The organism is Mailhella massiliensis, assembly GCF_900155525.1.
Classification (GTDB): Bacteria; Desulfobacterota; Desulfovibrionia; order Desulfovibrionales; family Desulfovibrionaceae; genus Mailhella; species Mailhella massiliensis.
In genome coordinates this window covers 493,976-519,115 of sequence record NZ_LT706951.1, presented here as the reverse complement: position 1 = coordinate 519,115, position 25,140 = coordinate 493,976, and the positions used below count along the sequence as shown (strand labels likewise).

23 protein-coding genes are annotated in these 25,140 nt (G+C 55.9%); 12 read left to right on the top strand and 11 right to left on the bottom strand.

Annotated features, from left to right (window positions below):
* Positions 1-336: 336 nt before the first annotated feature.
* Positions 337-1,860, bottom strand: coding sequence for a sigma-54 interaction domain-containing protein (locus CZ345_RS07965; protein ID WP_077072622.1), 1,524 nt, complete (start codon positions 1,858-1,860; stop codon positions 337-339).
* A gap of 138 nt (positions 1,861-1,998) precedes the next feature.
* Entirely contained in the window at positions 1,999-2,481 is a 483-nt protein-coding gene (ybaK, locus tag CZ345_RS07960; RefSeq protein ID WP_077072621.1) for a Cys-tRNA(Pro) deacylase, read from the bottom strand.
* Between the two features lie 189 nt (positions 2,482-2,670).
* Between ybaK and CZ345_RS07955 the strand changes: the two genes are divergently transcribed.
* The 5 genes from CZ345_RS07955 (at position 2,671) to CZ345_RS07935 (ending at position 7,375) form a co-directional block, all read left to right on the top strand.
* A complete protein-coding gene (locus CZ345_RS07955; protein ID WP_077072620.1) occupies positions 2,671-3,678 on the top strand; it encodes a methionine ABC transporter ATP-binding protein in 1,008 nt (335 codons plus the stop codon).
* Entirely contained in the window at positions 3,671-4,333 is a 663-nt protein-coding gene (locus CZ345_RS07950; RefSeq protein ID WP_077072619.1) for a methionine ABC transporter permease, read from the top strand. The genes CZ345_RS07955 and CZ345_RS07950 overlap by 8 nt, the downstream gene beginning before the upstream one ends.
* A 35-nt stretch (positions 4,334-4,368) precedes the next feature.
* Positions 4,369-5,169, top strand: coding sequence for a MetQ/NlpA family ABC transporter substrate-binding protein (locus tag CZ345_RS07945; protein WP_077072618.1), 801 nt, complete (start codon positions 4,369-4,371; stop codon positions 5,167-5,169).
* Positions 5,170-5,737: 568 nt separating this feature from the next.
* Entirely contained in the window at positions 5,738-6,988 is a 1,251-nt protein-coding gene (locus CZ345_RS07940) for a [FeFe] hydrogenase, group A (protein ID WP_077072617.1), read from the top strand.
* 9 nt (positions 6,989-6,997) lie between these two features.
* Entirely contained in the window at positions 6,998-7,375 is a 378-nt protein-coding gene (locus CZ345_RS07935; protein ID WP_077072616.1) for an iron hydrogenase small subunit, read from the top strand.
* Positions 7,376-10,690: 3,315 nt separating this feature from the next.
* Here CZ345_RS07935 and CZ345_RS16575 read toward each other — a convergent pair.
* Positions 10,691-11,080: a hypothetical protein gene (locus CZ345_RS16575; protein WP_144277282.1), complete on the bottom strand. Its 390-nt coding sequence runs from the start codon at positions 11,078-11,080 to the stop codon at positions 10,691-10,693.
* A 254-nt stretch (positions 11,081-11,334) separates the two neighbouring features.
* Here CZ345_RS16575 and CZ345_RS16570 point away from each other — a divergent pair, with 254 nt between their 5' ends.
* Entirely contained in the window at positions 11,335-11,760 is a 426-nt protein-coding gene (locus tag CZ345_RS16570) for a hypothetical protein (RefSeq protein WP_144277281.1), read from the top strand.
* Between the two features lie 57 nt (positions 11,761-11,817).
* On the opposite strand, the gene CZ345_RS07920 is transcribed toward CZ345_RS16570, so the two are convergent.
* From CZ345_RS07920 to glpA, 3 genes are read right to left on the bottom strand one after another with little or no spacing between them, the layout of a single operon-like run.
* Positions 11,818-13,023, bottom strand: coding sequence for an anaerobic glycerol-3-phosphate dehydrogenase subunit C (locus tag CZ345_RS07920; protein WP_077072613.1), 1,206 nt, complete (start codon positions 13,021-13,023; stop codon positions 11,818-11,820).
* 3 nt (positions 13,024-13,026) lie between these two features.
* Positions 13,027-14,286, bottom strand: coding sequence for an anaerobic glycerol-3-phosphate dehydrogenase subunit GlpB (gene glpB / locus CZ345_RS07915; protein ID WP_077072612.1), 1,260 nt, complete (start codon positions 14,284-14,286; stop codon positions 13,027-13,029).
* Entirely contained in the window at positions 14,270-15,880 is a 1,611-nt protein-coding gene (gene glpA, locus CZ345_RS07910) for an anaerobic glycerol-3-phosphate dehydrogenase subunit GlpA (RefSeq protein WP_077073010.1), read from the bottom strand. The genes glpB and glpA overlap by 17 nt, the downstream gene beginning before the upstream one ends.
* A 246-nt stretch (positions 15,881-16,126) precedes the next feature.
* On the opposite strand from glpA, the gene CZ345_RS07905 reads away from it, so the two are divergent.
* Positions 16,127-16,903, top strand: a complete 777-nt coding sequence (locus CZ345_RS07905) for an HAD-IIA family hydrolase (RefSeq protein ID WP_077072611.1) — start codon at positions 16,127-16,129, stop codon at positions 16,901-16,903.
* 240 nt (positions 16,904-17,143) lie between these two features.
* Here the strand turns inward: CZ345_RS07905 and CZ345_RS07900 are convergent, their stop codons facing one another.
* Positions 17,144-18,016: a PHP domain-containing protein gene (locus CZ345_RS07900; RefSeq protein WP_077072610.1), complete on the bottom strand. Its 873-nt coding sequence runs from the start codon at positions 18,014-18,016 to the stop codon at positions 17,144-17,146.
* A gap of 99 nt (positions 18,017-18,115) precedes the next feature.
* Between CZ345_RS07900 and CZ345_RS07895 the strand changes: the two genes are divergently transcribed.
* Genes CZ345_RS07895 through CZ345_RS07885 form a run of 3 tightly spaced genes read left to right on the top strand, consistent with a single transcriptional unit; the run spans position 18,116 to position 19,049 of the window.
* A complete protein-coding gene (locus CZ345_RS07895) occupies positions 18,116-18,325 on the top strand; it encodes a Trm112 family protein (RefSeq protein ID WP_077072609.1) in 210 nt (69 codons plus the stop codon).
* Positions 18,326-18,337: 12 nt separating this feature from the next.
* Complete coding sequence (locus tag CZ345_RS07890; protein ID WP_077072608.1) at positions 18,338-18,700, top strand: Hsp20/alpha crystallin family protein; 363 nt, start codon at positions 18,338-18,340, stop codon at positions 18,698-18,700.
* A 4-nt stretch (positions 18,701-18,704) separates the two neighbouring features.
* Positions 18,705-19,049: an Hsp20/alpha crystallin family protein gene (locus CZ345_RS07885; RefSeq protein WP_077072607.1), complete on the top strand. Its 345-nt coding sequence runs from the start codon at positions 18,705-18,707 to the stop codon at positions 19,047-19,049.
* Positions 19,050-19,181: 132 nt separating this feature from the next.
* On the opposite strand, the gene CZ345_RS07880 is transcribed toward CZ345_RS07885, so the two are convergent.
* The 4 genes from CZ345_RS07880 to CZ345_RS07865 all read right to left on the bottom strand — a co-directional run bounded on the left by CZ345_RS07880 (position 19,182) and on the right by CZ345_RS07865 (position 22,224).
* Positions 19,182-19,673: a pyridoxamine 5'-phosphate oxidase family protein gene (locus CZ345_RS07880; RefSeq protein WP_077072606.1), complete on the bottom strand. Its 492-nt coding sequence runs from the start codon at positions 19,671-19,673 to the stop codon at positions 19,182-19,184.
* Positions 19,674-19,675: 2 nt separating this feature from the next.
* Positions 19,676-20,173: a GNAT family N-acetyltransferase gene (locus CZ345_RS07875; RefSeq protein ID WP_077072605.1), complete on the bottom strand. Its 498-nt coding sequence runs from the start codon at positions 20,171-20,173 to the stop codon at positions 19,676-19,678.
* Between the two features lie 279 nt (positions 20,174-20,452).
* Entirely contained in the window at positions 20,453-21,247 is a 795-nt protein-coding gene (locus tag CZ345_RS07870) for an inositol monophosphatase family protein (RefSeq protein ID WP_077072604.1), read from the bottom strand.
* A gap of 8 nt (positions 21,248-21,255) precedes the next feature.
* Positions 21,256-22,224 carry a GAF domain-containing protein gene (locus CZ345_RS07865; RefSeq protein WP_162274948.1) on the bottom strand — a complete coding sequence of 323 codons (969 nt, stop codon included), beginning with the start codon at positions 22,222-22,224 and terminating at the stop codon, positions 21,256-21,258.
* A 1,146-nt stretch (positions 22,225-23,370) separates the two neighbouring features.
* Here CZ345_RS07865 and CZ345_RS07855 point away from each other — a divergent pair.
* Together CZ345_RS07855 and CZ345_RS07850 are read left to right on the top strand one after the other, a co-directional pair.
* A complete protein-coding gene (locus tag CZ345_RS07855; protein WP_077072601.1) occupies positions 23,371-24,081 on the top strand; it encodes a DUF554 domain-containing protein in 711 nt (236 codons plus the stop codon).
* A 127-nt stretch (positions 24,082-24,208) separates the two neighbouring features.
* On the top strand, positions 24,209-25,003 hold the full coding sequence (locus tag CZ345_RS07850; protein WP_077072600.1) for a sulfite exporter TauE/SafE family protein: 795 nt from the start codon (positions 24,209-24,211) through the stop codon (positions 25,001-25,003).
* Positions 25,004-25,140: the final 137 nt, after the last annotated feature.

The following is a 25,140-nucleotide window of genomic DNA, read 5'->3' as shown; positions in this document are numbered from 1 at the left end:
AGGAGAGAAAAATACCCGTGATTGGGGACAGGGAGAGCGCCGCGTTCATGGGCGCAGCTCGGTTCGTGTGGAAAACACGATAGGCCTCCCGGCGGGGCGTGTCAAAATGCCGTCCGGCAGGAAAGAACCATATGATGTTCCTGCCGTTCTGGGCCGGGAGTACAGAAGAGAAATTTTTCCGGCAGGAAGGTGCTTTTGCCTCATTTTCAGACAGGCTCGCCGGGACGTCGGGAACCGGCGCGGTTCAAAGCGCCGCGTCAGGCGGCAAAACTGACTTGTGAATGTTTCCGGCGTGTTCCGGGAAGGGGGAAGACACTGCCTTTCCCGGCGCGTCGTTCAGGCGGTGGGATGCCGGAACGCCTTGTAGGTAATGCCGTATTTTTTCATGCGCAGGGCCATCATGCGTTCCGTCAGGCCCAGCGCTGCGGCGGCCCGGCCGAGATGCCCCTGAAAATGGGAAAGGGCTTCGATGATGTAGGCGCGTTCCATTTCATCCAGCCGCTGTTGCAGGGAACCCATGAGGGGATGTTCTCCGAAGCCTCCTTCCTCCCCGTAGGGGCAGCCCGCGCTGTGCAGGTTGGGCGGCAGGTGCAGGGGCAGAATAAGACCTTCCCCGCTGACGAGAAGCACCGCCCGTTCCATGACGTTTTCCAGTTCGCGTATGTTGCCCGGCCAGCGGTAGCGCTGAAGCATTTCCATGGCGGAAAGGGAAAGGCGCACGCCTGTTTTGCCGTTGGCCGCGCTGTAGCGCTGGATGAAGTGCGCCGCAAGGGAAAGGATATCCTCCGGCCTGTCGCGCAGCGGGGGAAGCACGATGGGAAAGACGTTGAGGCGGTAATAGAGGTCCTTGCGGAAGGCGCCTTCCTTTACCATCTGCTCCAGATCGCGGTTGGTGGCCGCTATGAGTCTTACGTCCACCTGTATGCTTTCCATGCCGCCCAGACGTTCGAAACTGCGTTCCTGAATGACGCGCAGAAGTTTTGCCTGCATGGGCAGACTGAGTTCTCCCACCTCGTCCAGAAAAAGGGTTCCGCCGTCGGCCAGTTCGAAGCGGCCTTTCCTTACGGTGGTTGCACCGGTGAAGGCTCCGCGTTCGTGACCGAAAAGTTCGCTTTCCACCAGACTGTCGGGCAGGGCGGCACAGTTCAGGGAAATGAAGGGCTTGTCTCTGCGGCCGCTTGCTTCGTGTATGGCATGGGCTGCCAGCTCCTTGCCCGTACCGCTTTCGCCGCGAAGCAGTACCGTAGCCGAGGAGGGCGCTGCCTGACGGATGCGGGTGAACACGAGGTTCATGACCTCCGACTGCCCGATGAAGCCCGGAATACGCCCGGGCTGAGGCTGCGCCTTCTTTTTCGGCGTCGGGGAAAGTCCGGCCCGGCACCGCCCTGCCGTATGGGCCATGAGGGAGGCAATGACGGTAAGCAGGCGGCTCTGATCGTCCAGCGATTCACGGGCCCCGGCCCTGCGGTCGACGGCGAGTGCGCCTACGACCTGATCGTCCAGACGGATGGGGACGCAGATGAAGGCGGTATGTTCCTTACGCAGGTTTCGGGCTCTTGTTCTGTTGAGAAAGCGCGTATCGCCCGCCACGTCGGGAACGATTTCCGGTCTTCCCCCGGCAATGACCCGGCCCGTGATGCCTTCGCCCAGGGCATAGTGCCCCCGTGCTTCTTCCGTGGAGGAAAGTCCGAGGGAGGCGTAGATACGCACCTCCTTCCCGTCGGGATCGGTCAGCGCAACGGAAGCCCGCTTCACCCCCAGATGCCGGGACATGATCTGAAGCGTGAGCTGAAGCGCTTCGCGCGGAGGCAGAGAGCGTTCCAGCGCGTCGGCTATTTCGGTAAGCAGAACAAGATACATGGCGTCCGGTGCTGTTGGTGTTGAAGAGGGGGGCCTCTGCGCGGCTGCCGTGAGCAGAAGTTTTTTGCGCCGTGCCGCAGGGCGATGCCGGCGTTTTCTTCTCCTCCAGACTCGGAGAGGCGTTTTCCGGGCGGAGCTTCAGCGCATGACGATGTCGGCAAACACGGCGTTGACCGCCCGGGCCAGATCTTCCGGCGCAATGAGGAACTGAAGACCGCGCTGCCCTGCGGAAACGTAGATCTTTTCAAAATTTCTGGCGGATTCGTCGATGCAGACGGGGTAGGGCTTTTTGGTACCTACGGGAGAACAGCCGCCACGGATGTATCCCGTGAGGGGAAGCACTTCCTTAAGAGGTACCATTTCCACGTTTTTGTCGTGAAAAACGGCGGCGAGTTTTTTCAGGCTGAGTTCGGCATTGCCGGGAACCACCGCCATGGCGATGCCGTTGGGATGCCCCCGGGTAACGAGTGTTTTAAATACGCAGGAAGGATCCACACCCATGCTTTCCGCAACATGCGTTGCAGAAAGATCATCAATATCCACAGGATAACTGTTAAGCGCGTAGGGAATGCCCAGCTTGTCCAGAACCCGGGCTGCATTTGTTTTCTTGAGGGATGCCATAAGAACTCCATATTGTATCCGATGTGCGGAACCAGAAGGCAGGCCTCTTTTAACCTTGAATAAGGGGAAAGTACAGAGCCGGTTCTGCCGGGGGAAAGATTTCTATTCACAAAAAAAGAAAAACAAGCTAAGCTGACGCGTCCTTCTGTGAAGGACATATTTTTTCCCGCAAGACGGGTGGAGTGAACTATGGCTGAGCCAATCATCAGAATCTGCAACCTGGAAAAGAAATACCAGAGCAAAAATTCTGAAGTCTATGCCCTGCGGGGCATCAATCTCGATATCAATCGCGGTGATATTTTCGGCATTATCGGCCGCAGCGGCGCGGGCAAGTCCACGCTGGTGCGCTGCATCAACATGCTGGAGCGTCCTACGGGCGGTCAGGTTCTTTTCGAAGGAAAGGATCTGTGCGTTCTCTCCGACAGGGAACTGCGCCATGCCCGGCGGTCCATGGGCATGATCTTCCAGCAGTTCAATCTGCTCATGCAGCGCACGGCCATGGAAAACGTGTGCTTCCCGCTGGAACTTGTGGGCACTCCGAAGGCAGAGGCCAGAAAGAGAGCCGCCGAACTTCTGGAACTGGTGGGCCTCTCCGACAGGGCGAATTCCTACCCCTCCCAGCTTTCCGGCGGACAGAAGCAGCGTGTGGCCATAGCCCGCGCCCTGGCTTCCGACCCCAAGGTCCTGTTGTGCGATGAAGCCACCTCCGCCCTCGACCCGAGCACCACGGAATCCATCCTCTCCCTCATCAAGGACATCAACCGCCGTCTCGGCATTACGGCCGTGATCATCACCCATGAGATGAGCGTGATCGAAAAGATATGCAGCCATGTCGCCATCATTGCAGGCGGCAAGATTGCGGAAACCGGACCTGTTGAGGAAGTGTTCTATCACCCCCGCACGGAAGCGGCGCGCACCATGGTCATTCCCGACGCACTCAAGCCGGAAAGGCTTCCCTCCGAGCGCGTCGTGCGCATCGTGTTCAACGGCGCGAGCAGCCTGGAACCCATCATCGGCAACATGATTCTCGACTGCGGCAAGCCCCTCAGCATTCTGTATTCCGATCTGCGTGAGATAGACGGCGTCGTCTGCGGGCAGATGGTCATGCAGCTTCCCGACGACGCGGAAGCCTGTAAACGCATTCATGCCTTTGCCGCTTCCCGCGGCCTGGAACTGGAGGATATGAACCATGTTTGACGCCCACCTTATGGAAATGCTGTGGGAGGGCGTGCTCGACACGCTGTACATGACGGTGGTTTCCACCGTGCTTTCCTATGTTTTCGGCATGATCATGGGCGTGCTGCTCGTTATCTGCCGCAAGGACGGCATCGCGCCGCGTCCGGTGTTCTATGCCGTGCTCGACGTGGTGGTGAACCTGACGCGCTCCTTCCCCTTCCTCATTCTGATGATCGCGGTCATTCCCTTCACCCGTTTTCTGGTGGGAACGACCATCGGCAACAACGCCACCGTGGTGCCGCTGGTCATTGCGGCCGCGCCCTTCGTCGCAAGGCTCATCGAAGCCTCGCTTCTTGAAGTGGACGGCGGCGTGGTGGAAGCCGCGCAGTCCATGGGCGCTTCCACATGGCAGATCATCACCAAGGTGCTGCTGCCGGAAGCGCTGCCTTCCCTGCTGAACGGAAGCGCCGTGGCGGCCATCACCATCCTCGGCTACTCCGCCATGTCGGGCGCCGTGGGCGGCGGCGGTCTCGGCAAGCTTGCCATCATGTACGGCTACAACCGCTATCAGACGGATATCATGTTCGCCACCATCATTCTGCTGATCGTTATCGTGCAGCTGTTCCAGATGCTGGGCAACTGGGCGACGAAGCGCTGTGACAAGCGCATGTTCTAAACGGTGCCCCGCACCGGCAACACAGAGAGGTTTTTATGAAACTCTGCCCCGTTTTTCTTTCGGCTCTTCTTGCCCTCGGCTTTGCGGGCGCGTTTTCCCAGGCCGGAGCCGCCGAGGTCAAGGTAGGCGCTTCCCCCACCCCTCATGCCGAAATTCTTCAGGCCGCCATTCCGCTGATGAAGGCCAAAGGGCATGAGCTCAAGATCATCGAATACGCCGACTACGTTCAGCCCAACATGGCCCTGGACGCCGGTGATCTGGATGCCAACTATTTTCAGCATCAGCCCTATCTGACCGACTTCAACAAGGAAAAGGGTACGAAGCTTGTTTCCATCGCTTCCGTGCACTATGAGCCTTTCGGTATTTATGCGGGCAAGACCAAGGATCTGAAGGCTCTCGAAAAGGGCGCCGTGGTGGCCGTGCCCAACGATACCACCAATGAAGCCCGTGCACTGCTGCTGCTCCAGGAAAACGGACTGCTCAAGCTCCGCGAAGGCGCCGGCCTCAGCGCTACCCGCCGTGATATCGTGGAAAATCCGCTCAAGCTGAAGATTGAAGAACTGGAAGCCGCGCAGCTTGTCCGTTCCCTGCCGGATGTGGATCTGGCCACCATCAACGGCAATTACGCCATTCTCGGCGGCCTCAAGGTGAAGGATGCCCTCGCTGCCGAAACCGCGGAATCCGTGGCCGCCACCACCTACGCCAATGTGCTTGCCGTGCGTGAAGGCGATGAACAGCGCCCCGAACTTCAAGCTCTTGTTGAAGTCCTGAAGGGCGACGAAATCAGAAAGTTCATCAACGACAAGTACGAAGGCGCCGTGGTTCCCGCCAAGTAGGAAGCCCCCGCCGATATGGGAAAAGCGCCGTGGAAACACGGCGTTTTTTTATGCCCGGAGCCTTGGGGAGAAGGGCGGTGCGGACGGTCGGGGAGGCGGCGCCCGGAGCGGGAAGTCCCCGGGCCGTCCGTGAAAAGAAGCTTTTCGGAAAGGAGGCCCGACGGAAGGACCGGTAAGGAAAAAGCCGTATTTTTCTGAAATACAGGCTGTTCCGGGAAGTGTTTGTTATCGGCGGTCTCTGCCTTTGCAGAAGATTCTGTGCGCTCTTTCAATGAGGAAAGGAAGAACCGGAGAACACATTCTGCCGCATGTGGAGAAAGACGGGTTCTGTACGACGCGGGAACTTCTTGTTTTTTCAAAGAAAAAAAGCAAATTACGGGAAGAGGTGAAGTGCTTTTTCCCCGGAAGCGCCACGTTCTGTCCGCCGCCTTCACCGTGAGAGAAAAATCCGCCGGATTATTTACAAGGGGCGTTTAATAGGCTAGGGTACTACAACGCAATGTATCCCGACCTGTCCGCTTTTCACGCGGGGGATTCATGGCCGAACATCTTACCTGTGGAGAGTTGAATGGCTCGTATTACTATGGAGCATGTGCAGTATGAAGCGCATGTCCCCGCGGTTGGGAGCAACCCGGACCAGCTTTCTTTCGTGCAGATCGATCCTCAAAAGTGCATCGGCTGCGATTCCTGCCAGCGCTACTGCCCCGTGGATGCCATTTATGGCGCATCCGGCAAGGTGCACAGTATTCCTCACCCCGAAGCCTGCATCAACTGCGGCCAGTGCCTTGTGCACTGCCCCCAGGGCGCTATTTATGAAGAGCAGACCTGGGTTCCTGAACTGGAAAAGAAGCTTGCCGACAAGAGCGTGAAGTGCATCGCCATGCCCGCACCCGCCGTGCGCTATGCCCTCGGCGAAGCCTTCGGTATGCCCGTAGGTTCCGTGACCACCGGCCGTATGCTTACCGCCCTGAAGATGCTGGGCTTCGCCCACTGCTGGGATACGGAATTCACGGCCGACGTCACCATCTGGGAAGAAGCCTCCGAGTTCGTGCAGCGCCTTACCGAAAAGAAGGATCTGCCCCAGTTCACTTCCTGCTGCCCCGGCTGGCAGAAGTATTGTGAAACCTACTATCCCGATCTGCTGCCGCATTTCTCCTCCTGCAAGTCTCCTGTGGGCATGAACGGCGCGCTGTCCAAGACCTACGGCGCCGAGCAGAAGGGCTATGCCAAGGAAAGCATCTACACGGTTTCCATCATGCCCTGTGTGGCCAAGAAGTATGAAGGCCTGCGCCCTGAACTCCATTCCAGCGGTACGCGCGACATCGACGCCACCATCAATACCCGCGAACTCGCCTATATGATCAAGAAGGCGGGCATCGACCTTGCGCATCTTCCTGAAAGCGGCGTGGACAGTCTGATGGGCGAATCCACCGGCGGCGCTACCATCTTCGGCGTTACCGGCGGTGTGATGGAAGCGGCTCTCCGCTATGCCTATGAAGCCGTTACCGGCGAAAAGCCCGGCAAGATGGATTTCCATCCCGTGCGCGGCATGAAGGGCTTCCGTGAAGCTACCGTGAACATTGCGGGTACGGAAATCAAGGTCGCCGTGGTGCACGGCGCGAAGAACTTCCCCGCCGTGCTCAACAAGGTGCGCGCCGGTGAATGCCCCTACCACTTCATTGAATTCATGGCCTGCCCCGGCGGTTGCGTCTGCGGCGGCGGTCAGCCCATCATGCCCACCGTGTGGGATGTGTTTGAACATAAGGCCGGCCAGCTTTTCGCCAGCTACAGACAGCGCCTTGAAGAAAACCAGGCGTAAGGAGATACCATGTCCATCAAGAGCATTACCCGCCGTGGTTTCCTGCGCGGCTGCTGCATTCTCACAGGCGGCCTGGCCATGGGCATTCACTGGACCGGTCGCGCCGTGGCCGGCGTGCGCAGCATCAAGGATTACATGCAGGAACGTATTGCCAGCGTGTACCGCGAAGACAAGTCTTTCGCGCATCGCGCTTCGCAGGACAACGAACAGGTGAAGGCCCTGTATCAGAAGTTCCTGGATAAGCCGCTGAGCGAAAAGTCGCATCACCTGCTGCATACCAAGTGGTATGACAAGTCTGCGGCTGTGAAGAAGCTGCATGAGGCCGGTCAGTATCCCGGACCTCGCGGCGGTGAATTCCGCTACAAGAAGTATCCTTACGAAGCGTAGTTCTTCGTTCCGTCTCCGAAAAAAGCCCCGTGTTTTCACGGGGCTTTTTCGTTTAACGCCCCCCGGCCTGGCTGGGGGCCTCCAAAAATATAATGATGCCTACAGCGCATACGAAAGGCAAACATCACACAGGATTTTACCAGAATATCGCAGACAGATTTTCCATGGAGAAAGAAATGCGCCATAGAAGAAACAGGATGAAGACGCTGTGAAAGGAAAGGAGCAGGCACGGCAAAGCGGACTGCTAACCATATATTGTCGGAAAATCCGTCGGAGATGGGCGTATCGTCGTTCGTCGGGTATGAGAAAGGGAAGACAGTCTGATGAGAGATGAGCAGTCTGGAAAATTCGGAATCGAGGATTCCGGCACCGCGGTCACGATGTCGATACGACAGGCAAAACAAGGCAAAGATTGTTTTGGGTATCGGTCAGCGCAGGGACGAGGATAAAATCGGAGGGCATTGACTCTTCGCTTCGTCGGAAGCCCGCTTATGAGCCGCCGGTAACAGGAAAGCAGAGAGCAAATCGTACACGCGCCTGTCCAGGCGCAGCCGGTCAGTTTTTTTATGCCTCGGCATGGAGAAGGGGGGGGCGCATCTTGGATCAGAGCAGCGAAGATGTTTCCATCTTCGCTGCATGAACGGAATTAAAATTTGCTTCAGCGCTGTCCGGTATTCCCTGGTGACACATGAAAAGCGATATCTGCGGGCATATTGAGGAGATAACGAGTCTTGTTTTCTGCAAGAAATGGAGCCGAAAAATCGTATTTCCCCCATGCAGACAAGATGCTGCGGTGCAGAAGAAAGGCATAATGTTGACCATAGGGTATGGTCATGACAAGGGGAGGACAGGTCGGAAAAGGGGCAAAGTAAAGAACCATGGAGCAGGGGAGAGTACAGGCGGGCTGCGGGCATGTGTTTATAGCATGGAGTAGGTGAGTTTTGAGTCCCGGAGAGAAGATGCAAAGCCGCATTAATGTACGGATGGCTCTTACCGTTTTACAATGCCTCCGGCGGTATTTTTTATGTTGCGGGAAGAAAAATTTGAGCGGCAAGTCTGCTTCGTAAGTGGGGAGACTGCGAGAGTCGATGCGCACGTTCTGAAAGGACATATGCCGATACTTCAAGGAATACTTGAAAAAATTTCTCCAATAAAGCGAAAAATAAAGATATGTTATTAGTTGCCACCTGTTTCTTCCCGGAAGAAGCCAGAAGGCAGACAGCCCGGAACGGTACGGTATTCTGAACCTTCGGAAACGGCGGGAGAAGCTCCACAGGGGAAGAGAACACAGAAGTACATTCCATACCCTTTTTGTGGCCCGACTTCTGAAGTTTTCCTGCCGCTGCCCCCCCCCGCAGACAGGAAAGAAAATTCTGGCACACAGAGGCGGAAAGGCGCTTTTCGCAGCATATCGAGGCGGATTTTTTTGGAAGAAAAGGTCGGTTATGGGGTATCATGACGTCTTTTCTTTTCGAGCAGACCCGGAGCGGGAAAAGTCACGGTTCATATTGGAAACAGCGTTCACGGAGTATCTTTCCGGTCCCGGATGCGTGCTTTTCCTCTCTCTTCTGGTTGAAGACAAGAATAATCAGCGCTGGTGCCGGTGGCATCGGAAGGCAGAAGCATCTGTCCTTCCAGGGAAGGCCCGGGCAAAAATAAAGCGTCATACAGGCATATATGGAAATCCACTGGCCGACCAGAAGATGCCGGAATGCGGGATGCCCCCTGTGAAAAATGGAAATTCGGGGCGTATCGGGGAGAAGGGAACCCGTCATGTCTCCTGCAACACATTGCAGGGAGTACGGTCGGTTTTATTCTACGCCACAGAGGGATGTTTGGGGAAACATTGCCTGTGGCGGGCTAGATATGAGAACCGATTTTCCTGTGTGCTGTGCGGAGCAAGAAGAGCTGTTTCAAAAATAAAATATGCGTGGCGTAATACTTTTGCCGGTCGAACAAATGACCAGAAAGCCGGGGCCACATCAGGACAGCGGACAGGTGAAGGTTCTGCCGTAAAAGTTCTGCTTCGCAGCGTCATAAGGTTCACCCTCTGCGTCATAGAGAGACCGGAGGCTGCGGGGGAAAAGGAAAGACGAGCTGCCGCCAGGTTCCGTTTCTGAAATACCGGATGAAATAAAAATACATCTCGGAAAAGTCGGGGAGGGGAGGGCGATTTTCTGAGAAAGGGGAATTAAAGAATCTTGCTCCAAAGGAGACAGGGGCAATAACGAGTAGCTCTGAGTTTGAAAATTTGATGGCCTGTCATCGCACCTATGCAGAGAGTGTGTGAATATTTTCGATTACCGGAGATTCATGAAAAAACGGATTTTTAAGAGGCCGTTTTTTTTTGCATTCGTGATGCCGGAGTCGGATTTTTTATTTTTGAGCCTTAAAACGCCTTCTGTGAGGACTTTTTTTCGACGACCTTCAAAAAAGTACGCCGCGCAAGAATAACGAGGTATTGGTCGAAGTAACATCACCGCGAAAGTTTGATTAATAGAAACGCTTTGTACTGCGGCATCTGAAACTTCACAGCGCTGACATCGGAAGGTCTGTTTTTGGGGAAAACTCCAGATGGTTGACGGGTTCGCATTTCTGAGAGCGTTCCGTTCCAGCAGCCTAAGGGGTCATGCCATGGAAAGCTGAAAAACGGCGGCAACGGCAAATATGTTTATTTTTTATTTTTGTCCCATAATGTAAATTATGTAAACTTTGAAAACACAAAAAACAATAATCTCAACGCAATACGAACTTCAACCTCCTCCACTACCTAAAGGGTCGCCACATATCGAAATTTTTGCCGAGCTCTTCCTCGTATTTACAAAAGCAGACTCCTCTCGAAAACATATTCTCCCTGTTCCTGGGAACGAATGGCTGCGACGTCGAAGCATAACGTGTTTCTTTTTTAAGACCGGAAAGAAAAAACTCCGCAGGGGGCGATTTGCGGCACGAACATCATAAATCCCCCCCAAGGGAGATATCAGAGAAGGTAATTTTTTCTTTCTTGAAATACGCTGTACTATTCTGCCCTGAGCGCAGGAGCGGCAGATGTGGAGCAAGGCCGGACTTTGTTCGTGGTCGAAGTCATGCCCATTCTCCGCCTCGTTCTGCGCGGAAAGGCGGGGAATGGGGACCGGAAACTACATTTTGAAATGAAAACCGACTTCTGGACCGACAAAAAGCTCTCTCCTCCTCAAAACAGCACACTTTCTGCTATATCGAAGGCGTATCTTCCTGGCATGAACGTTTAGAAGAAAATTTTACTCATAGTCCTGCGTCGCAGAGATAGCTGAAGCGGAGTCTCTATGATTCATATTATTTTATTTTTTTCATTATAAAAAAACATGCAAGATATAAATATACCTTACCTGTTGTGTTCCTTTTATCTTTTTTATGCTTCATTTTTTCAGAATTACAGACTTTTTCCGGCCATGCAGAAATAAATGTATTTTTCGGGATCGCCTGAGAACGGCACCACGTCGCCGAAAAACTTCCGCATGTTGCCGCCCGGCGTTTTTTCAAGTCCCCATCACGGCCCCCAAAGACATGAAAATATATACCCCAGAACAAGAGACTTCCGTCTCTGTATTGCGGGAATCCACTCCCCTTCTCTTCCGGCTTTTCGTGGAGTTTCCAGAGCTTTCTCTGCCTGTACAGTAAGAACTGGCTCTCGGTTTCCCCAAAGAGACAGGGACTCCCCTGCATGACGGCGCCTGATCCGTCGCTTTTTCCGAGTCTTCGATGCTGCCACTCGATCCCCCTATGCCGGAACGTCGACGCGAAAGTTCGAGACAGCAAAAACCAGACACCATCAAAAAATATAAAAACTCTCTGCTTTTGCAAAAAAATGCAAAAACACCTGAAATCGCCATGCGAGAGATACAATGCAGGCAGCGCTGTGAAAGGGTATCCTCTGCCCTGCTCTTCTGCTGGTGATGCTCCGACAGATATAAAACGCCATGTCAAAAAATTTTTGTCACGAAAAGTCCCCTTCCCGAATGGGCAATACGGGCAGACCTGCAACGGATCAGCTCCTGAATATTCTGCTTGAAGAAAGTCTGCGCTACGAGGGTGCGATTTTTCTATGCTGCCCGGTTTTCCTGCCAGGTGGCAAACGACGTTTTATGAAATGGCGCTGCGGACAATATCGAACCATTAAACCGAAGAAAGATAAACGCCTCGGAATCATCCGTCGTAAAAACATCCCGGCACAGATTGCCGCGGCGTGCTTTTCAAAAGCGGCCTTCTCACGGCATGTTTTCCCTGATTTTCGGCTGCAGAAGCGGAAAAGCCCTCTTACCCTCCTGTTTTTCTGGCATCATCCCCTGTTTTTCAGGTCAAAAATAAAAAAACGCCGCAGGAGGCGATTTGCGGCCCGAAAATGAAAAATCCGCCTCCCACATCGCGGAAGGCGGATTTTTCATGTGTTTCAGAAGCTGTTTTTAAGCGCTCTTTTCCAGTCGGCGGCGCAGAATGCTCAGCGGATGGTCGCAGGGATTGCCCGTACCATGGATGATCTGCACCTTGCAGGTACCGCATTCCGTGGCCACCTGCCGGATACCGCTGTCTTTAATGGTGTCGAACAGCTTGGAACCGATGGCCATGCCGATATCATACTTTTCCTTCTTGAAGCCGTAGCTGCCGGAAATGCCGCAGCAGCCCGCGTCGGCATTGACGGCACGGACGCCGGGAAGTCTGCGCAGAATATCCAGACCGGGGAAACCGATACCCTGGGCCCGCAGATGACAGGGAGCATGATAGATGATGTCCAGCGGCGTGGTGTCCGCTTCGGAAATATCAAGCTCGCCGCGATCGATGCAGCCAAGGATGAATTCCATGGCGTCATCCAGAGCGGTGCTTTCCATGCCTTCGGCCAGATCAGGGAAGAAGGCGGGAATTTCCGACTTGAACATGAGCTGACAGCTCGGGCACAGCGAAAGGACCGGAATACCTTCCTTGCGCCACCTGGCCACTTCTTCAAGGTTCTTGACCGCGTTCTTTCTGGCGTCCGCTTCAAAGCCGTTGGTATAAAGAGGAGTACCGCAGCAGCAGAAGACTTCCGGCGATTCCACCTTATAACCGGCTTTGTTGAGCAGCCACACAAGGTCGATGCCTGTTTGCGGCGCATAGGCCTTAATGAAGCAGCCCGGATAGAACACTACGGTTTTCGTAAGATTTTCCGGCTGCTTGTACGCTTTGAACATGGCCGGGAACTGCTTGGCGGCGAACTTGGGCAGATCGGCCTTTTTGCTGACGCCCACCATGTCGAGCACCAGCTTGCTGATGGGATTCGACATGCCGAAGTTCACGAGGAAGGAAGGGAAATAGCTCACCAGCTTCGCTTCCAGTTCACCATGAGCCAGAATCCAGTCGCGGAAGGAAGGACGGTTCTCCCTGCAGTATTCCGCACGGGCCAGCATGTTGATATTGGAAACTTCCACGCCCTGAGGGCAGGAAATGTCGCAGTTCTTGCAGTTGGCGCAATAGCTCAGAGAATTGTCTTCGCCGCTGTTGAGCATACGGAAGCGTTCCGAAGCGGGCCCCAGCATACGGGGGCCGAGGAACTTCGAGGTGACTTCCGCAACAGGGCACTGCACCACACAGGTGGAGCAGGCAACGCATTTATCGGGATTAGTACGGCGATTCATGTCCTACTCCTTTCCGGCCAGCATACCAGCATACCGGCCCGTGGCAAGGGCCACGCCATGGCCGCTCTTTTCGGCTGCGAAATCGTAACCGCCCAGAATGCGGCCTGCAAAACGTACGTTCGCAAGCACTTCGTTGCCCTCCGCATCCAGGGGTTTCAGCTCGCCGTTCACGCGCATACCCATGCGGGCGAAAAAGCTCGAGCCGAAGATATCGGGAGACGACCAGTCCTCCGTATTTTCCGGAGCTTCCAGCGGCAGACGGAAAATACTTTCCCACGCCTTGCCCGGCGCAGTGGAAATGCCGCCGCTCAGAAGACCGCCCGTGGCAATGACGAACTCATCCGCTTCCCAGCCGCATTCGCCGTGGGCGGTTGCGGAATACAGCGCCTTGCATACGCCCTCTTCCACGTCGGCCCGTACCACTTCGGCGCTTTCCACAGTGTACACGCCCGCAAGATTGAGCGCCTTTTTAAAGGCTTCCCTCATGCGGAGACCGGCAACACCGGGAGGAATGGAAACCATTTCCACAATCTTGACCTTCAGCACGGAGCAGAGATGATTCCATATCTGCTGGCTGTGCTTCATGCCGCAGATGGGGGGCAGAAGAAGCACAGGATACAGCCTTGCATACGGGGCGAGGCTTTCTTCCAGCCATTTCAGCCCTTCGGGCGTTTCCACATGGCGGGCGATATCCAGAGGCGTGATATTGCGGTGAGCATGTTCGATGGGACAGGGAAGCACTGCTTCCATGAATTCCTTGTCCGCAAACTCCGCATAGCGGTGCAACTGGTCGATGATCAGGCCGGGGTGCACATCCTTCATCTCTTCCACAGTGACCACTGCGGCGCGGTGCACGTCGTTCAGACAGTCGGGATTGAAGCTGTCGGGGCAGAGATAGCTCGGCTTCAGCGTGCCCATGACGGTGATGAGCCTGTGATTTCCCTGCTTCGAGGCCGGGGCCATGTCCAGCCCGCCCTTCTTGCAGACGCTCTTCAGCCAGGAAACGGCTTCGCTCACCGTTTCCCCTCCGCCGATGAGGCTGTAGGGATGTTCTGCAGGAAGGCCTTCCATGGCTTCAAAAGGATCGGACACGGCCTTGCCATTAATATAACCGAGGACATCAATGCATCCGCTGCTGATGGAAAGAGTGCCCGCGCCATGGGTGAGCAGCGTCACGCTCTTGCCGCTCTGAGCCGCGGTCAGCGCAGCGCTCATGCCGGCAAGGCCGGAACCGACCACAACAATGTCAGATTTTCTGTTCATCTTTCGCTCCGTCGATGTTCAGAGTGGCAGCGTACACGGCGCGGCCGAGTTCCATTTCACGAGCCTGAAGCCCCCACAGAGCGGGACGCAGTCCCTTCCAGCGCTCCTGAAGGAATTCGCGCAGGTTGTCGGCAGGAGACAGGGGGAACGGCATCCGGCATTCGGTAAGCGCCCCGATGGTGCGCAGAGAACAGTAGGTACCCTGGCAGGTTCCCATGCCGAGACGGGTGCGCAGGCGCACGTCCGTCATGGACTGGCTGGAAGGCTCGGAAGCCACATACTCGATTTCGGCGCGGGAAACCATTTCGCATTCGCAAAGCAGCGGATTGCTCTTCATGGCTGCGGCCTTTTCCACCACGATGGGGAAGGCATCGCCCAAACGATTGGCCACGAGCGGCACGCTGTGCACAGGGAAGTATCTGGTCGCCTTTTCCAGCATGGCAGGAGAAGGACTTTCGATGATGGGTTCGATGGCCGTGCGGCATTCGGCATGGACGCCGAGCTTCTGGCACACAAGATCGCACATCTTTTCCGCCATCAGGCGGTAGGTGGTGAACTTGCCGCCGAAAATGGAGAACATGCCCTCCAGACCTTCCTCGCCGTGGTCGGAGATGTGGAAACCGCGGCTCGCGGCACGACCGGCCGCGCTGCCCTTGGACACATACAGAGGACGGGTGCCCGCAAACGCACGCAGAATACGGTAGCTGCGGAGATTGGGAATAAGCACTTCGCCGATGTCGAGCAGCTTGAGCACGTCTTCGGTGGGCGCCTCGTGAGCATCGGGACGGTCGGCATGGAAGGAGGTCGTGCCCAGGATGGTAATGGAACCGTGAGGCACGAAAATGTCGCCGTCGGAACTCATGTGCAGACGGTTGATGATGCGGGACGTGAAGCGATGGTTGAAGGCCACCAGCGTGCCGCGGTCGGGCTGCACGCCCACTTCAAGACCCACGAGCTCCACGATTTTGCCCGCCCAGGACCCTGCGGCGTTGACCACGATATCGCAGGAAATGCGGACTTCCTCGCCGGTCACGAGATTGCGGGCCCGGACGCCCTTCCCCTTGCCGCCTTCCTGATCGATGCCGATGACTTCATGATGGGTCAGCATTTCACCGCCGTAGCGGCGGGCGGACATGGCATTGTGCCAGACCAGACGGAAGCCGTCCACGCTGGAATCCGGCACGCGGTAGACCGCCTTGATGGTCGGATCAAGGTTGGGTTCCAGACGGAGCGCTTCCTTGACGTCCACAGGCTCCGCCTTGATGCCCGCTCTGGCGCAGGCTTCCACCCAGGGCTTTTCATAATCAGGATCGTCCTGCTGGCTGAGAACGAAAAAGCCTTCGGACTCTTCCACGCATTCGCGGCCGATGCGACGAAGAATCATGTTTTCTTCAATGCATTCCTTTGCCGCTTCATTGTCCTTCACCGCATAACGGCCGCCGCTGTGCAGCAGGCCGTGGAAGCGGGAACTCGCACCAGAAGCTATACCGCCCTGTTCCAGCAGCACAGCCTTGACCCCGCGCATACTGAGATCCCGCAGGATGCCTATGCCAGTAGCGCCGCCGCCGATGATGACTACAGTCGTGTGTTTCACACAGCCTCCCTTGCCCTTTTGCCTGAGAAAAATTTTCATTTACGAAAAAGCTCAAAGACAAATTACCATAATACGAAAATTATTTCTGATTTATCCTCTTAATCCAACGGCGTCAAGCGGCATAAAAAAATCAATGAGTGCAAGAGGTTGAAAATCCTTTTTCACGGGTTCTTTTTCGCTTGCGGGCATGTCTGGAAAAAGTATATCGTGTGTCAGGCATCAATCTTTCTTAAAAGAGGAACAACCATGAAGATATCCGAAAAACGCTGCGTGGTTCTGGATATGGATGGAACGGTGTACCTCGGCAATATTCCCATTCCGGGAGCCGTGGAATTCATCAGAAACAACTGGGACAGAATCGACTTCCACTTCCTGAGCAACAATACTTCCAAGGCGCCCGATACTTATGTAAGGAAGCTCAACGGCATGGGTATTCCCGCCACGCTCGACCTCATCCTCTCCCCCACGACGCCCCTGGTGGATTTTCTTAAAGAACACGGCATTCATACCGCCTATATCGTGGGCAACCGCGACTTCTGCCGGGACCTTGCCCAGCGTATGCCCGAACTCCGGCAGCAGGAAGAAGGCGCGCAGGCCGTCATTCTGGCCTACGATACGGAACTGACCTATGAAAAACTCGCCCGTTCCGCCGTTCTTCTGGAAAATCACCCGGAAGTGCTATTCCTTGCCACGCATCCCGACAAGGTCTGCCCCTCTCCCGAAGGGCCTCTGCCGGACGTGGGAAGTATGCTGGCCCTCTACAAGGTGGCGACGGGCCGCGAACCGCAGTACATCTTCGGCAAGCCCGACCCCGCCGTTCTCCAGCCGCTTCTGAAAAAATACCGCAAGGAAGAAATGGTCATGGCCGGCGACAGACTCAGCACCGACAAAAAACTTGCAGAAAACGCGGGCATTGATTTCATTCTCGTACTGAGCGGGGAAGCCACGCTGGAAGAGGCCAGGGCAGAAGCCGTACAGCCCACCGTCATTGCCGAAGACCTCGGCAGGGCCTGGGAGGAATAAGTCCCGCCCATGCTCCGGCACGGAGGAAACAGCCCTGAAGGACTCCCTCCCCCGGAAAATCTGCTCTGCATTCCTGCGGAATTTACTGCCGGGGAGCGGATCGTCTCAGAAGGCGGTCCGCTCCTCATCTGTCATGGCCGCACGAAGTATGCGACCTGCGGCTGATGTTCGTTTCCGAAAATGCGGAGAAAAAAATATACGACGCCCGGGGCAGCGTTCAGCCTGCGGAACACAAGTCGCCTACTCTCCCCCCTGCAGAGCGCGATACCGCATAAGCTCATCGTACACGCCGAGGCCCACGCGAAGCCCGCCCTTCCCCCGCCCGAGGCCGATATTCGGCTTGGCAAGGCCGTGATAGTCGGAACCGCCGCTCAACTGAAGATCGTACCTCGCCGCAAGCTCCACACAAAGGCGCACATCCCCCGCGTCGTGTTCGCTGTGATAGGCCTCAAGGGCATCCAGCCCCTGTTCCTTCAGTCCGGCGACAAGGTGATTCAGTTCTTCAACAGGGGCGTGCAGCAGTCTGGGGTGCGCCATGGAAACCACGGCCCCCGTACTCTTCAAAAGGGAAACGGCCTCCCCGGGACTCATGAGTCTGCGGGGTTCATAGGCAAGTCCGTCTTTGCCGAGGTACTGCCGGAAGGCCTCCCGCCTGTCCTTCACCACCCCCATGGAACAAAGCAGCGCGGCAAAATGGGGACGCCCCACTACGGCACCTCCGGCCAGAGCCTCCGCCGCCTCATAGGAAACATCCAGACCGAGCGCCCGCAGTTTCTCCGCTATGCGGAGATTTCGTTCCTTTCGTCCCATGCGCACCTTTTCCAGCGCAGCCTCAAGCCGCGCCGTTTTCTCCGGCTCTTCCGGTATCCACAGACCGAGAAAGTGCGCCTCTCCCCACGGCGTGGCCGTACTGATTTCGCAGCCGCGGACAAAGACGATGTTCCGCTGTTTCGCCTCTTCTTCCGCCTCATCCAGCCCTGCCAAGGTATCGTGATCCGTAAGCGCCAGTACCGCCAGATGCGCCTGTGCGGCCTTGCGGACAAGATCCGCAGGGCTGTCCGTTCCGTCGGAAGCCGTGCTGTGGGTATGAAGATCAATAAAAGTCATGCTCATTATTGAAGCGTATCACGACACGGCCTTCTGTCAATCATGGCATTGACGGAACGCGCCGATACGTTACGCTGAAAGCATGACTATGCTGTGAGGAGCCCCATGAACGATTCGCAACTTCAGATTCTGCTCTGCCCCGAGTGCCGAAAACCGCTGCGTTCCGTGCCGGATTTCCGGGAAGGTCTCGTCTGCCCCGTATGCGGCATGATCTATCCCGTCTGCGACGACATCCCCTTTCTCTTCAAAGAAGCCGCTCTTCCCGCCGCTTCCCCATGGCAGGAACAGGCAGAGACGGCGCGGGAATATTTGTAACAAGGTGAGCGCATGAACGAATTTTTTCTCGCCAACGGCTCCATATTCCGACACATATTCTATACCACCGCCATGGTCTACGACAGGAGGGAACAGGAACCCTTTCCTCCGGTGAATGTGTACAGATGCGTTGACCGCATTCTGGTACAGGCGCTTGTGCCCGGCCTGGCCGCCCATGAAATCCATGTTTCCGTCGACGGACAAGATCTGCTTCTGGAAGGAAGACTCTCCCGCGGCACGGGGCATTACATTCGCGAAGAGCGCTACAGCGGCCGCTTCAGGCGCAGAATCCCGCTCGGATGCGCCGTACATACCGAACCTGGTCTGACCATGAAAAACGGTATTCTTCACATAGAACTTCAGAAAAAAGGATAAGTTCATGTCGACAAAAACGCTCTATCCGCAGGTACGGCCAGCCACCGATATCGTAGATACGGAAAACGGCGTTCATATCCGGGCAAACATGCCCGGCGTGACGGAAAAAGATCTGCATTGCACTCTTCAGGGGAACACGCTCCACATTACGGCAAGTTCCCGCTGCCCCGTGCCGCATGAGGAACGGGACGTCATGGTTCTGGAATTCGGCAATGTGGAGTTCCGGCTCGATATCGCCATGGGCGGCTCGCTTTCCGCCCCTGTGGAAACAACGCTGGACAAGGGGGTCCTTTCCATTTTCCTGCCGCATCAGGCGGGAGGACACAACACCCCCGTCACGCTGCTCTGACGTATCCTGAAACACTGCCGCGAGCTCTGCGGTGGAAGCTTCCGAAAGTCTGCACACGGAAACAGGAGACAGACATTCGCAGGCGGTTACTCCCGTTCAGAGGAAAGGCACTTTCCGAATCCGGGAAAAATTTCAGCCGCGTTTCACTTCGCGGCGCTTTCCCGTCATATCGTGCACGGCGAGTTTGAGGATCTCCATTCCGGGCACCAGCTCTTCATGAAAATGGTACTGTTCCCCTTCCTTAATATGATAGTGCTCCAGCATGGCGCGCAGCGCGGGAATCTTTTCTCCTTCCAGGGCATATTCCATAATGCCGGTTCCGCAAACGCTGTCGAACTCCATGGTGCACTCGCACGCCCCTACCTCCGGCCCGGTGACCTGCCCGTGCGTAAGTTCCATGCAGAAAGCCACATGAGGATTCCGCCTGAGAAGATCATGCTTATGTCCGCTTTTGGCTCCATGAAAATAAAGCGTCACACGCTCTCCGTATTCCAGCAGCCCGAACGTCATGGGCACGACATAAGGATACGGAGTGTCGAAAAAAGCCACATGGCAGACTTCGCAACGCTTCATGACCTGAATGATGCGCGCATGATCCGTTATTTCTCTGTCTTTTCTTCGCATGATCAGTCTCCGGCAGAAGAAGACTCCAAGGCTCCCGCCTCCAGCGTCATGACAAGAGCGTCTTCCCCGTCGGAATAGTAACGTCTGCGCAGCCCCGCCTTCTGAAATCCGAGCCGGGAATAGAGCGCCCGTGCAGGAGCGTTGCTCACCCGAACTTCCAGAAAGGCGGTTTCCCATCCTTCGGGAGTGAGTCCTTTTGCCTGCCGGTGTCCGCCCTGCCGCGTATCGCGCAGGGCAAAATCCATAAGAGGAAAAGAATATCCCCTGCCCCGTTCTTCGGGACTCAGAGCGATATTCAGAACCTCAAGTTCTCCCGCCAGTACGCGCAGCGTGATGTATCCGCGCAGTCTGCCGTCACGAAAAAAGCCGTATCCGGCAAACCAGTCCTGCCGCCACGCATCGGCAAACTGTTCCGCCGTCCAGAAAGAAGGAAAGCAGCGCGCTTCCAGCGAAGCGGCCTCCGGCATATCATCCAGTGCAAGTCGGCGTATTTCTTCCATACCCGCCCCGTATTCAAGGCATGATGTTATGAAGTGAGGTTTCACCCTCATAAAGGGGCACCGCGCAGCAAAGCAGGTCCCGCCCTTTCAGACACGTTGCGGCAAGGCGCCTTGCCGGAACAAACGCTGCACGGGAACGCAACATGCGGCACTCAGGATACGTTCTGAACATGGGCTTATGAGAAAGACGAACGGCTCCGGCACCTGCCGACATCATTCTGACGGCGCTTTTTCCATGCTGTGGAAGAACGCCGCCGGAAAAGTCCCGCCCAAGAAAGCTCAACGCTCTGTGTTCAGAGCAAGAACCCTCACCATATCTTCATGTACGGCTCTGTTGCTGGCCAGAATGGGAGTATGGAACTGATACGGCGCGCCGCTTCTTCCCGACACCCGGCCGCCGGCTTCCTCCACCAGCACCCAGCCCGCCGCGATGTCCCAAGGCTTGATCCAGCCTTCGAAATAGGCATCGAAGCTGCCGCAGGCCACGAAGCACATATCAAGCGCGGCGGACCCGCAGCGCCTGACGCCGACGGTGGCATCAAGCAGAATACGCATGTTTCCGAGAACCTCGTCCATATCCTCATGAACGGAATAAGGGAATCCCGTAGCCACAAGAGCATCGGAGCAGGAAGAAACGTCGCTCACATGGATGGGGCGGCCGTTGAGCCATGCGCCCCTGCCGCGTTCAGCGACATAGCGTTCCCCGCGCACGGGAGCGGAAACGGCCCCGAACACGACTTTGCCGTTCTCCCACAAAGCCACGGACGTGGCCGTATCGCCGAAGTGATGGGCGAAATTCGTGGTTCCGTCCACGGGATCAATAATCCAGCAGGTTCCCGAAGGCAACGTTTCCTTCGCACTTTCTTCCGCCATGAAATTTGCGCCGGGGACAACGTCGCGCAGGTGCTCCTTGAGATAGGCCTCTATCGCAAGATCGGTATCCGTTACAAGATCGCGCGTGCCTTTGTGCCGGATGGTACGGGGACGATCCCACCGGGAAAGAAAAATCTCGTCGCTTCCGTCCAGAACGGAAAGCAGATCCTGAACACGTTCCGACACTTCCATGCTGTCCATAATTTCTCCTACTTGTTGCCCGACGCCTTTTCCGCCATGCGTATGCGGTAACGCAGGGAAAGCACTTCCAGAAGCCGGGCAAGGTCGTCCGCCGCAAGGCGCAGAAACGCCTTCAGCTCGTCGGAAATGCTTCTTGCTTCTTCCATGGCGAGACAGAGCACGCCGCAGGTGCTTTTATTGACCGTAACGGGAATGCACACCGTGCTGCCGAAGGAGGGAATCCCCTCGCGCTTGCCGAATACCGGAGCGGGACCGGAAAAACCGTCGCTGTACACGGCTTCCTCATTACGGAAAACCCAGCCTATAATGTCGTTATGGATGGAAAATTCACAGCTTTTCTGCCCTTCAAGCAGCAGTGGCGGGTATTCCCCCTCCATGATGTAGGTGGAACTTCCCTCCACACGGGAGGCGAAAGCTGCATAGGTAAACCCCGTGGCTTCCAGAAGCACGGGAAACACCATGCCGAGATAACTTTTCCAGCCGGGGTAGTTGTGGCGAAGTTCCACCAGATGTTCCAGCGCATGGAGGTAGTTCCCGGATTCCCCGGATTCCGCCTTTCCCTCCATCCCCTGTACCTGTGAAAGCATGTCTGCAAAGACGGCGATGAGCTTCTGCTTCTCTGGAGAAAAGGCATGACGCTTGCAGCTGTCGATGCAGAGAATGCCGCCGTCGGGCAAAGGGCAGCCCAGAAAGGAACAGATTTCCGGTTCCCAGTCTTCCTTGTAATAACCGAGATAGGCCTGATTCTCATCGATGGAACCGACCACGATGGGAGACCTGTTGCGCAGTATCCAGCCCGCAAGACCTTTGCCGGGATAAATCACGGCGTTCTGATCGATATGGTCGCCCTGACTGTAGGCGGCCATGATCTGAGCGCCCTGCCCCGTGCGGGGAGCTTCAAACAACACGACGGAATAGGCCTCGAACACACTGGCGGCAAGCGCAAGAATGGATTCAACGGGATTTTTGACGATCATGACGTAAACGAAGTTAACGGGAAAAGAGGGATAGGCGCATAATAGCATCCGGCCGCGGCAGGGGCAAGCTTTTCCTTCCAGTGAAACTTGAAGGGTTTGCTGTGCATCTCACCCTGAAACTTATTGCAACATATTATTTTTACTGTTGTTTTAAAGTGAACGTCTTATATCTTTCCGCCGGACGCTCCGCCGGGAAAAAAGGTCTCGAAAACCTCACTGCTCCCCGCTCAGCTTGTCCAGGCTCTTTCAGAATTTCCCGTCCATACGCCCACTTCAGAGAGGAAGAGCTTTTCAGGCTTTGCCTCGAGGCTCATACCGTCGAATTTTTCAGCATAAAAACTGGAGAGGTTTCATTCCCGGGAAAGCAAGAAAAAATGAACAATGCCGGATGCGGAATACAAGACTCTCCGCAACGGCGGCAGAGTCTTACGAAACATGCTGTTCCGCCATGCGGAACGGAATGCACAAGGCAAAACAAAATGCCTGTCGATAGGCAACCCTTGAAAATATCCATAAATTCACAAGGTAATCGCCGTCAGTATCATCATTTTTTCCGTCAGACACAAGCTCTTGACGAAGGAGGGGGCTGAGATTTAGCGTGTGACCGCCCCGGGTGTTCCTTCGGGGAAACACATCATATACGGAGCCGTTGTCCGCAGATTGCCGTGCGTTTTCCGCACGGCAGGATCTTTTCTGCGCCGCGCTCCCGGGACTTCTTCCGCCGGAAAACGCCTGCCAGGACATCCGCTCCTCCCCGGCGACAGTCCCGAATATATGCCTGCCGGAAGCGGCGTCGTCCGTTTCAGAAAAGCTTTTTCATAAAATACTCCCCTTCCGCCGCGTATCGCCGCCCGCCGAGATGTGAAAGAGTTCCTCTTCCGCTGCCGGAAAAGAGCCTTCTCAGGCTTTTCCCCGGGCCGGGTACTCAGGCTCTTTCCCTGAAAAAAAAACATGCCGCAGGTATGCCGCTGCGCACGCATCGGGATTCCCCGCGGTCTCCCTCCGCCTGAACGGGCGCCGTTTTTCTCCGCACGGAAATAACCGTGACCGACTTCTCCGCCTCCGCACGGAAAAGCGACAAGAAATACATCAACAAATACCTGTGCATCCGCATAAGTCCCTTCTCAGTAAAACAAGGAGAAAAACATGATCGGTCCCGTAGTCAATTCACTATGCATTCTTTTCGGTTCCATCATCGGCAGCTACATCGGAAGACTTCTCGGCGAGACCTTCCGCAAGCATCTCATGCTGGTTTTCGGCTGCATCAATATCGGCATGGGCGTTTTCATGATCGGTAAAACGCAGGCTCTGCCCCCCGTAGTCTGCGCCCTGCTTCTCGGAACGCTGATAGGGGAAATGCTGAGGCTTGAATACCTCATCATGATTCTTGCCCACAAAATTTCCACGCTGTTCAGCCGCCTCGGCAAGAAACAGCGCAGTTCCCTTGAATACATGCGGGAACAGTTCTCCATTTTTCTCGTCGTATTCGCGGCCAGCGGACTTGGCTTCTTCGGTTCCATGCAGGAAGGACTCACGGGCGATCCGTCTCTGCTCATCATCAAGGCTCTGCTGGACTTTCCCACGGCCCTGTTCATCGCCGCCAATACCGGGGCCATCATCGGTATTCTCTGCGTGCCTCAGTTCCTTGTGCAGTGCCTCGTGCTTTTGTCGGCGGGCTTTGTGGGACAGTACACAACGCCCTTTCTGCTGGACAACTTCTCGGGGTGCGGCGGCTTCATCATGCTTGCCACGGGACTGCGCACCTGCGGCATCATGCAGTTTCCCATTCTGAGTATGCTGCCCGCCTTTCTGTGTTCCATGCCCCTTTCCCTGCTCTGGCTGCACTTCTTCGCCTGACGTCTCCCAAGAAGGGAATACGCGTGTATTCCCTTCGGGCTTTCCGCAAGGATACTCACATGTTCTTGACGCCCTTTCTCAAAAGGACCATGAAAAAAGCATCTTCACCTCTGACTGCGAGGTCGTCATGTCTGTTTTCTGTATTCTTGTTCTGGGCGGCGCTCTGGTAGGAATCCTTTCCGGCCTTTTCGGTGTGGGAGGAGCCATCATCATCGTTCCGCTGCTCAACATGCTGTTTTCCAGCATGGGCGTATCGGACAATCTGGTTCAGCACCTTGCCGTGGGTACCGCCCCCTCCACCATGCTCGTCACTTCCCTGACCACTTTTCTCGCCCATGTCCGCATGGGGTCCATGCGCTGGGACGTATGGAAAAAAATGCTCGCCGGAATCGTTGTCGGCTCCGTGGCCGGAGCTCTCTTCGCCCACAGAATTCAGGGACAGTCGCTGGAACTTATTTTCGGCATCATGATCGTCGTCATGGCCGTGCAGATGATCATGGGTTTCAAGCCCCGGCCTCATACCGGAGCACAGAACTTCTATATTCCCGTGAGTCTGGGCATAGGCATCCTTTCCAGCCTTACCGGAGTGGCCGGTTCCCTTCAGCTCATCATTTTTCTGGCCTGGGCCGGATATGCGTGGTGCGACTGCGTGAGTACCGCCGCCGCACTCAGCCTGCCCATTACCCTCACCTCCACCATCAGCTACATCATTCTCGGCTGGGGGCATGAAGGCCTGCCGGAATTTTCTCTGGGATATATGTATGTGCCCGGAACCATAGGTCTGATGATTCCGAGCATGATCATGGCCGTGGTCGGCGCAAGGCTTGCCCACTGGTCGAAGCTTCCCGCCGACATGCTCAAGCGGGCATTCGGCGTGTTCGGGCTTTTTGTGGGAATTTCCATCCTGATCAAGGCCCTGTAGACACAGCAGATTCCTTCTTGAAAAGAACCCGTTCTGCCCGGCATTCCGTTCCGGCGCGCTGCGCTCCTCCCTCCGTACTGGGGAAAGGAGCACTCCGGGCATATCCCTCCCCGCAGACAGCGCCACGCAGCACAGGA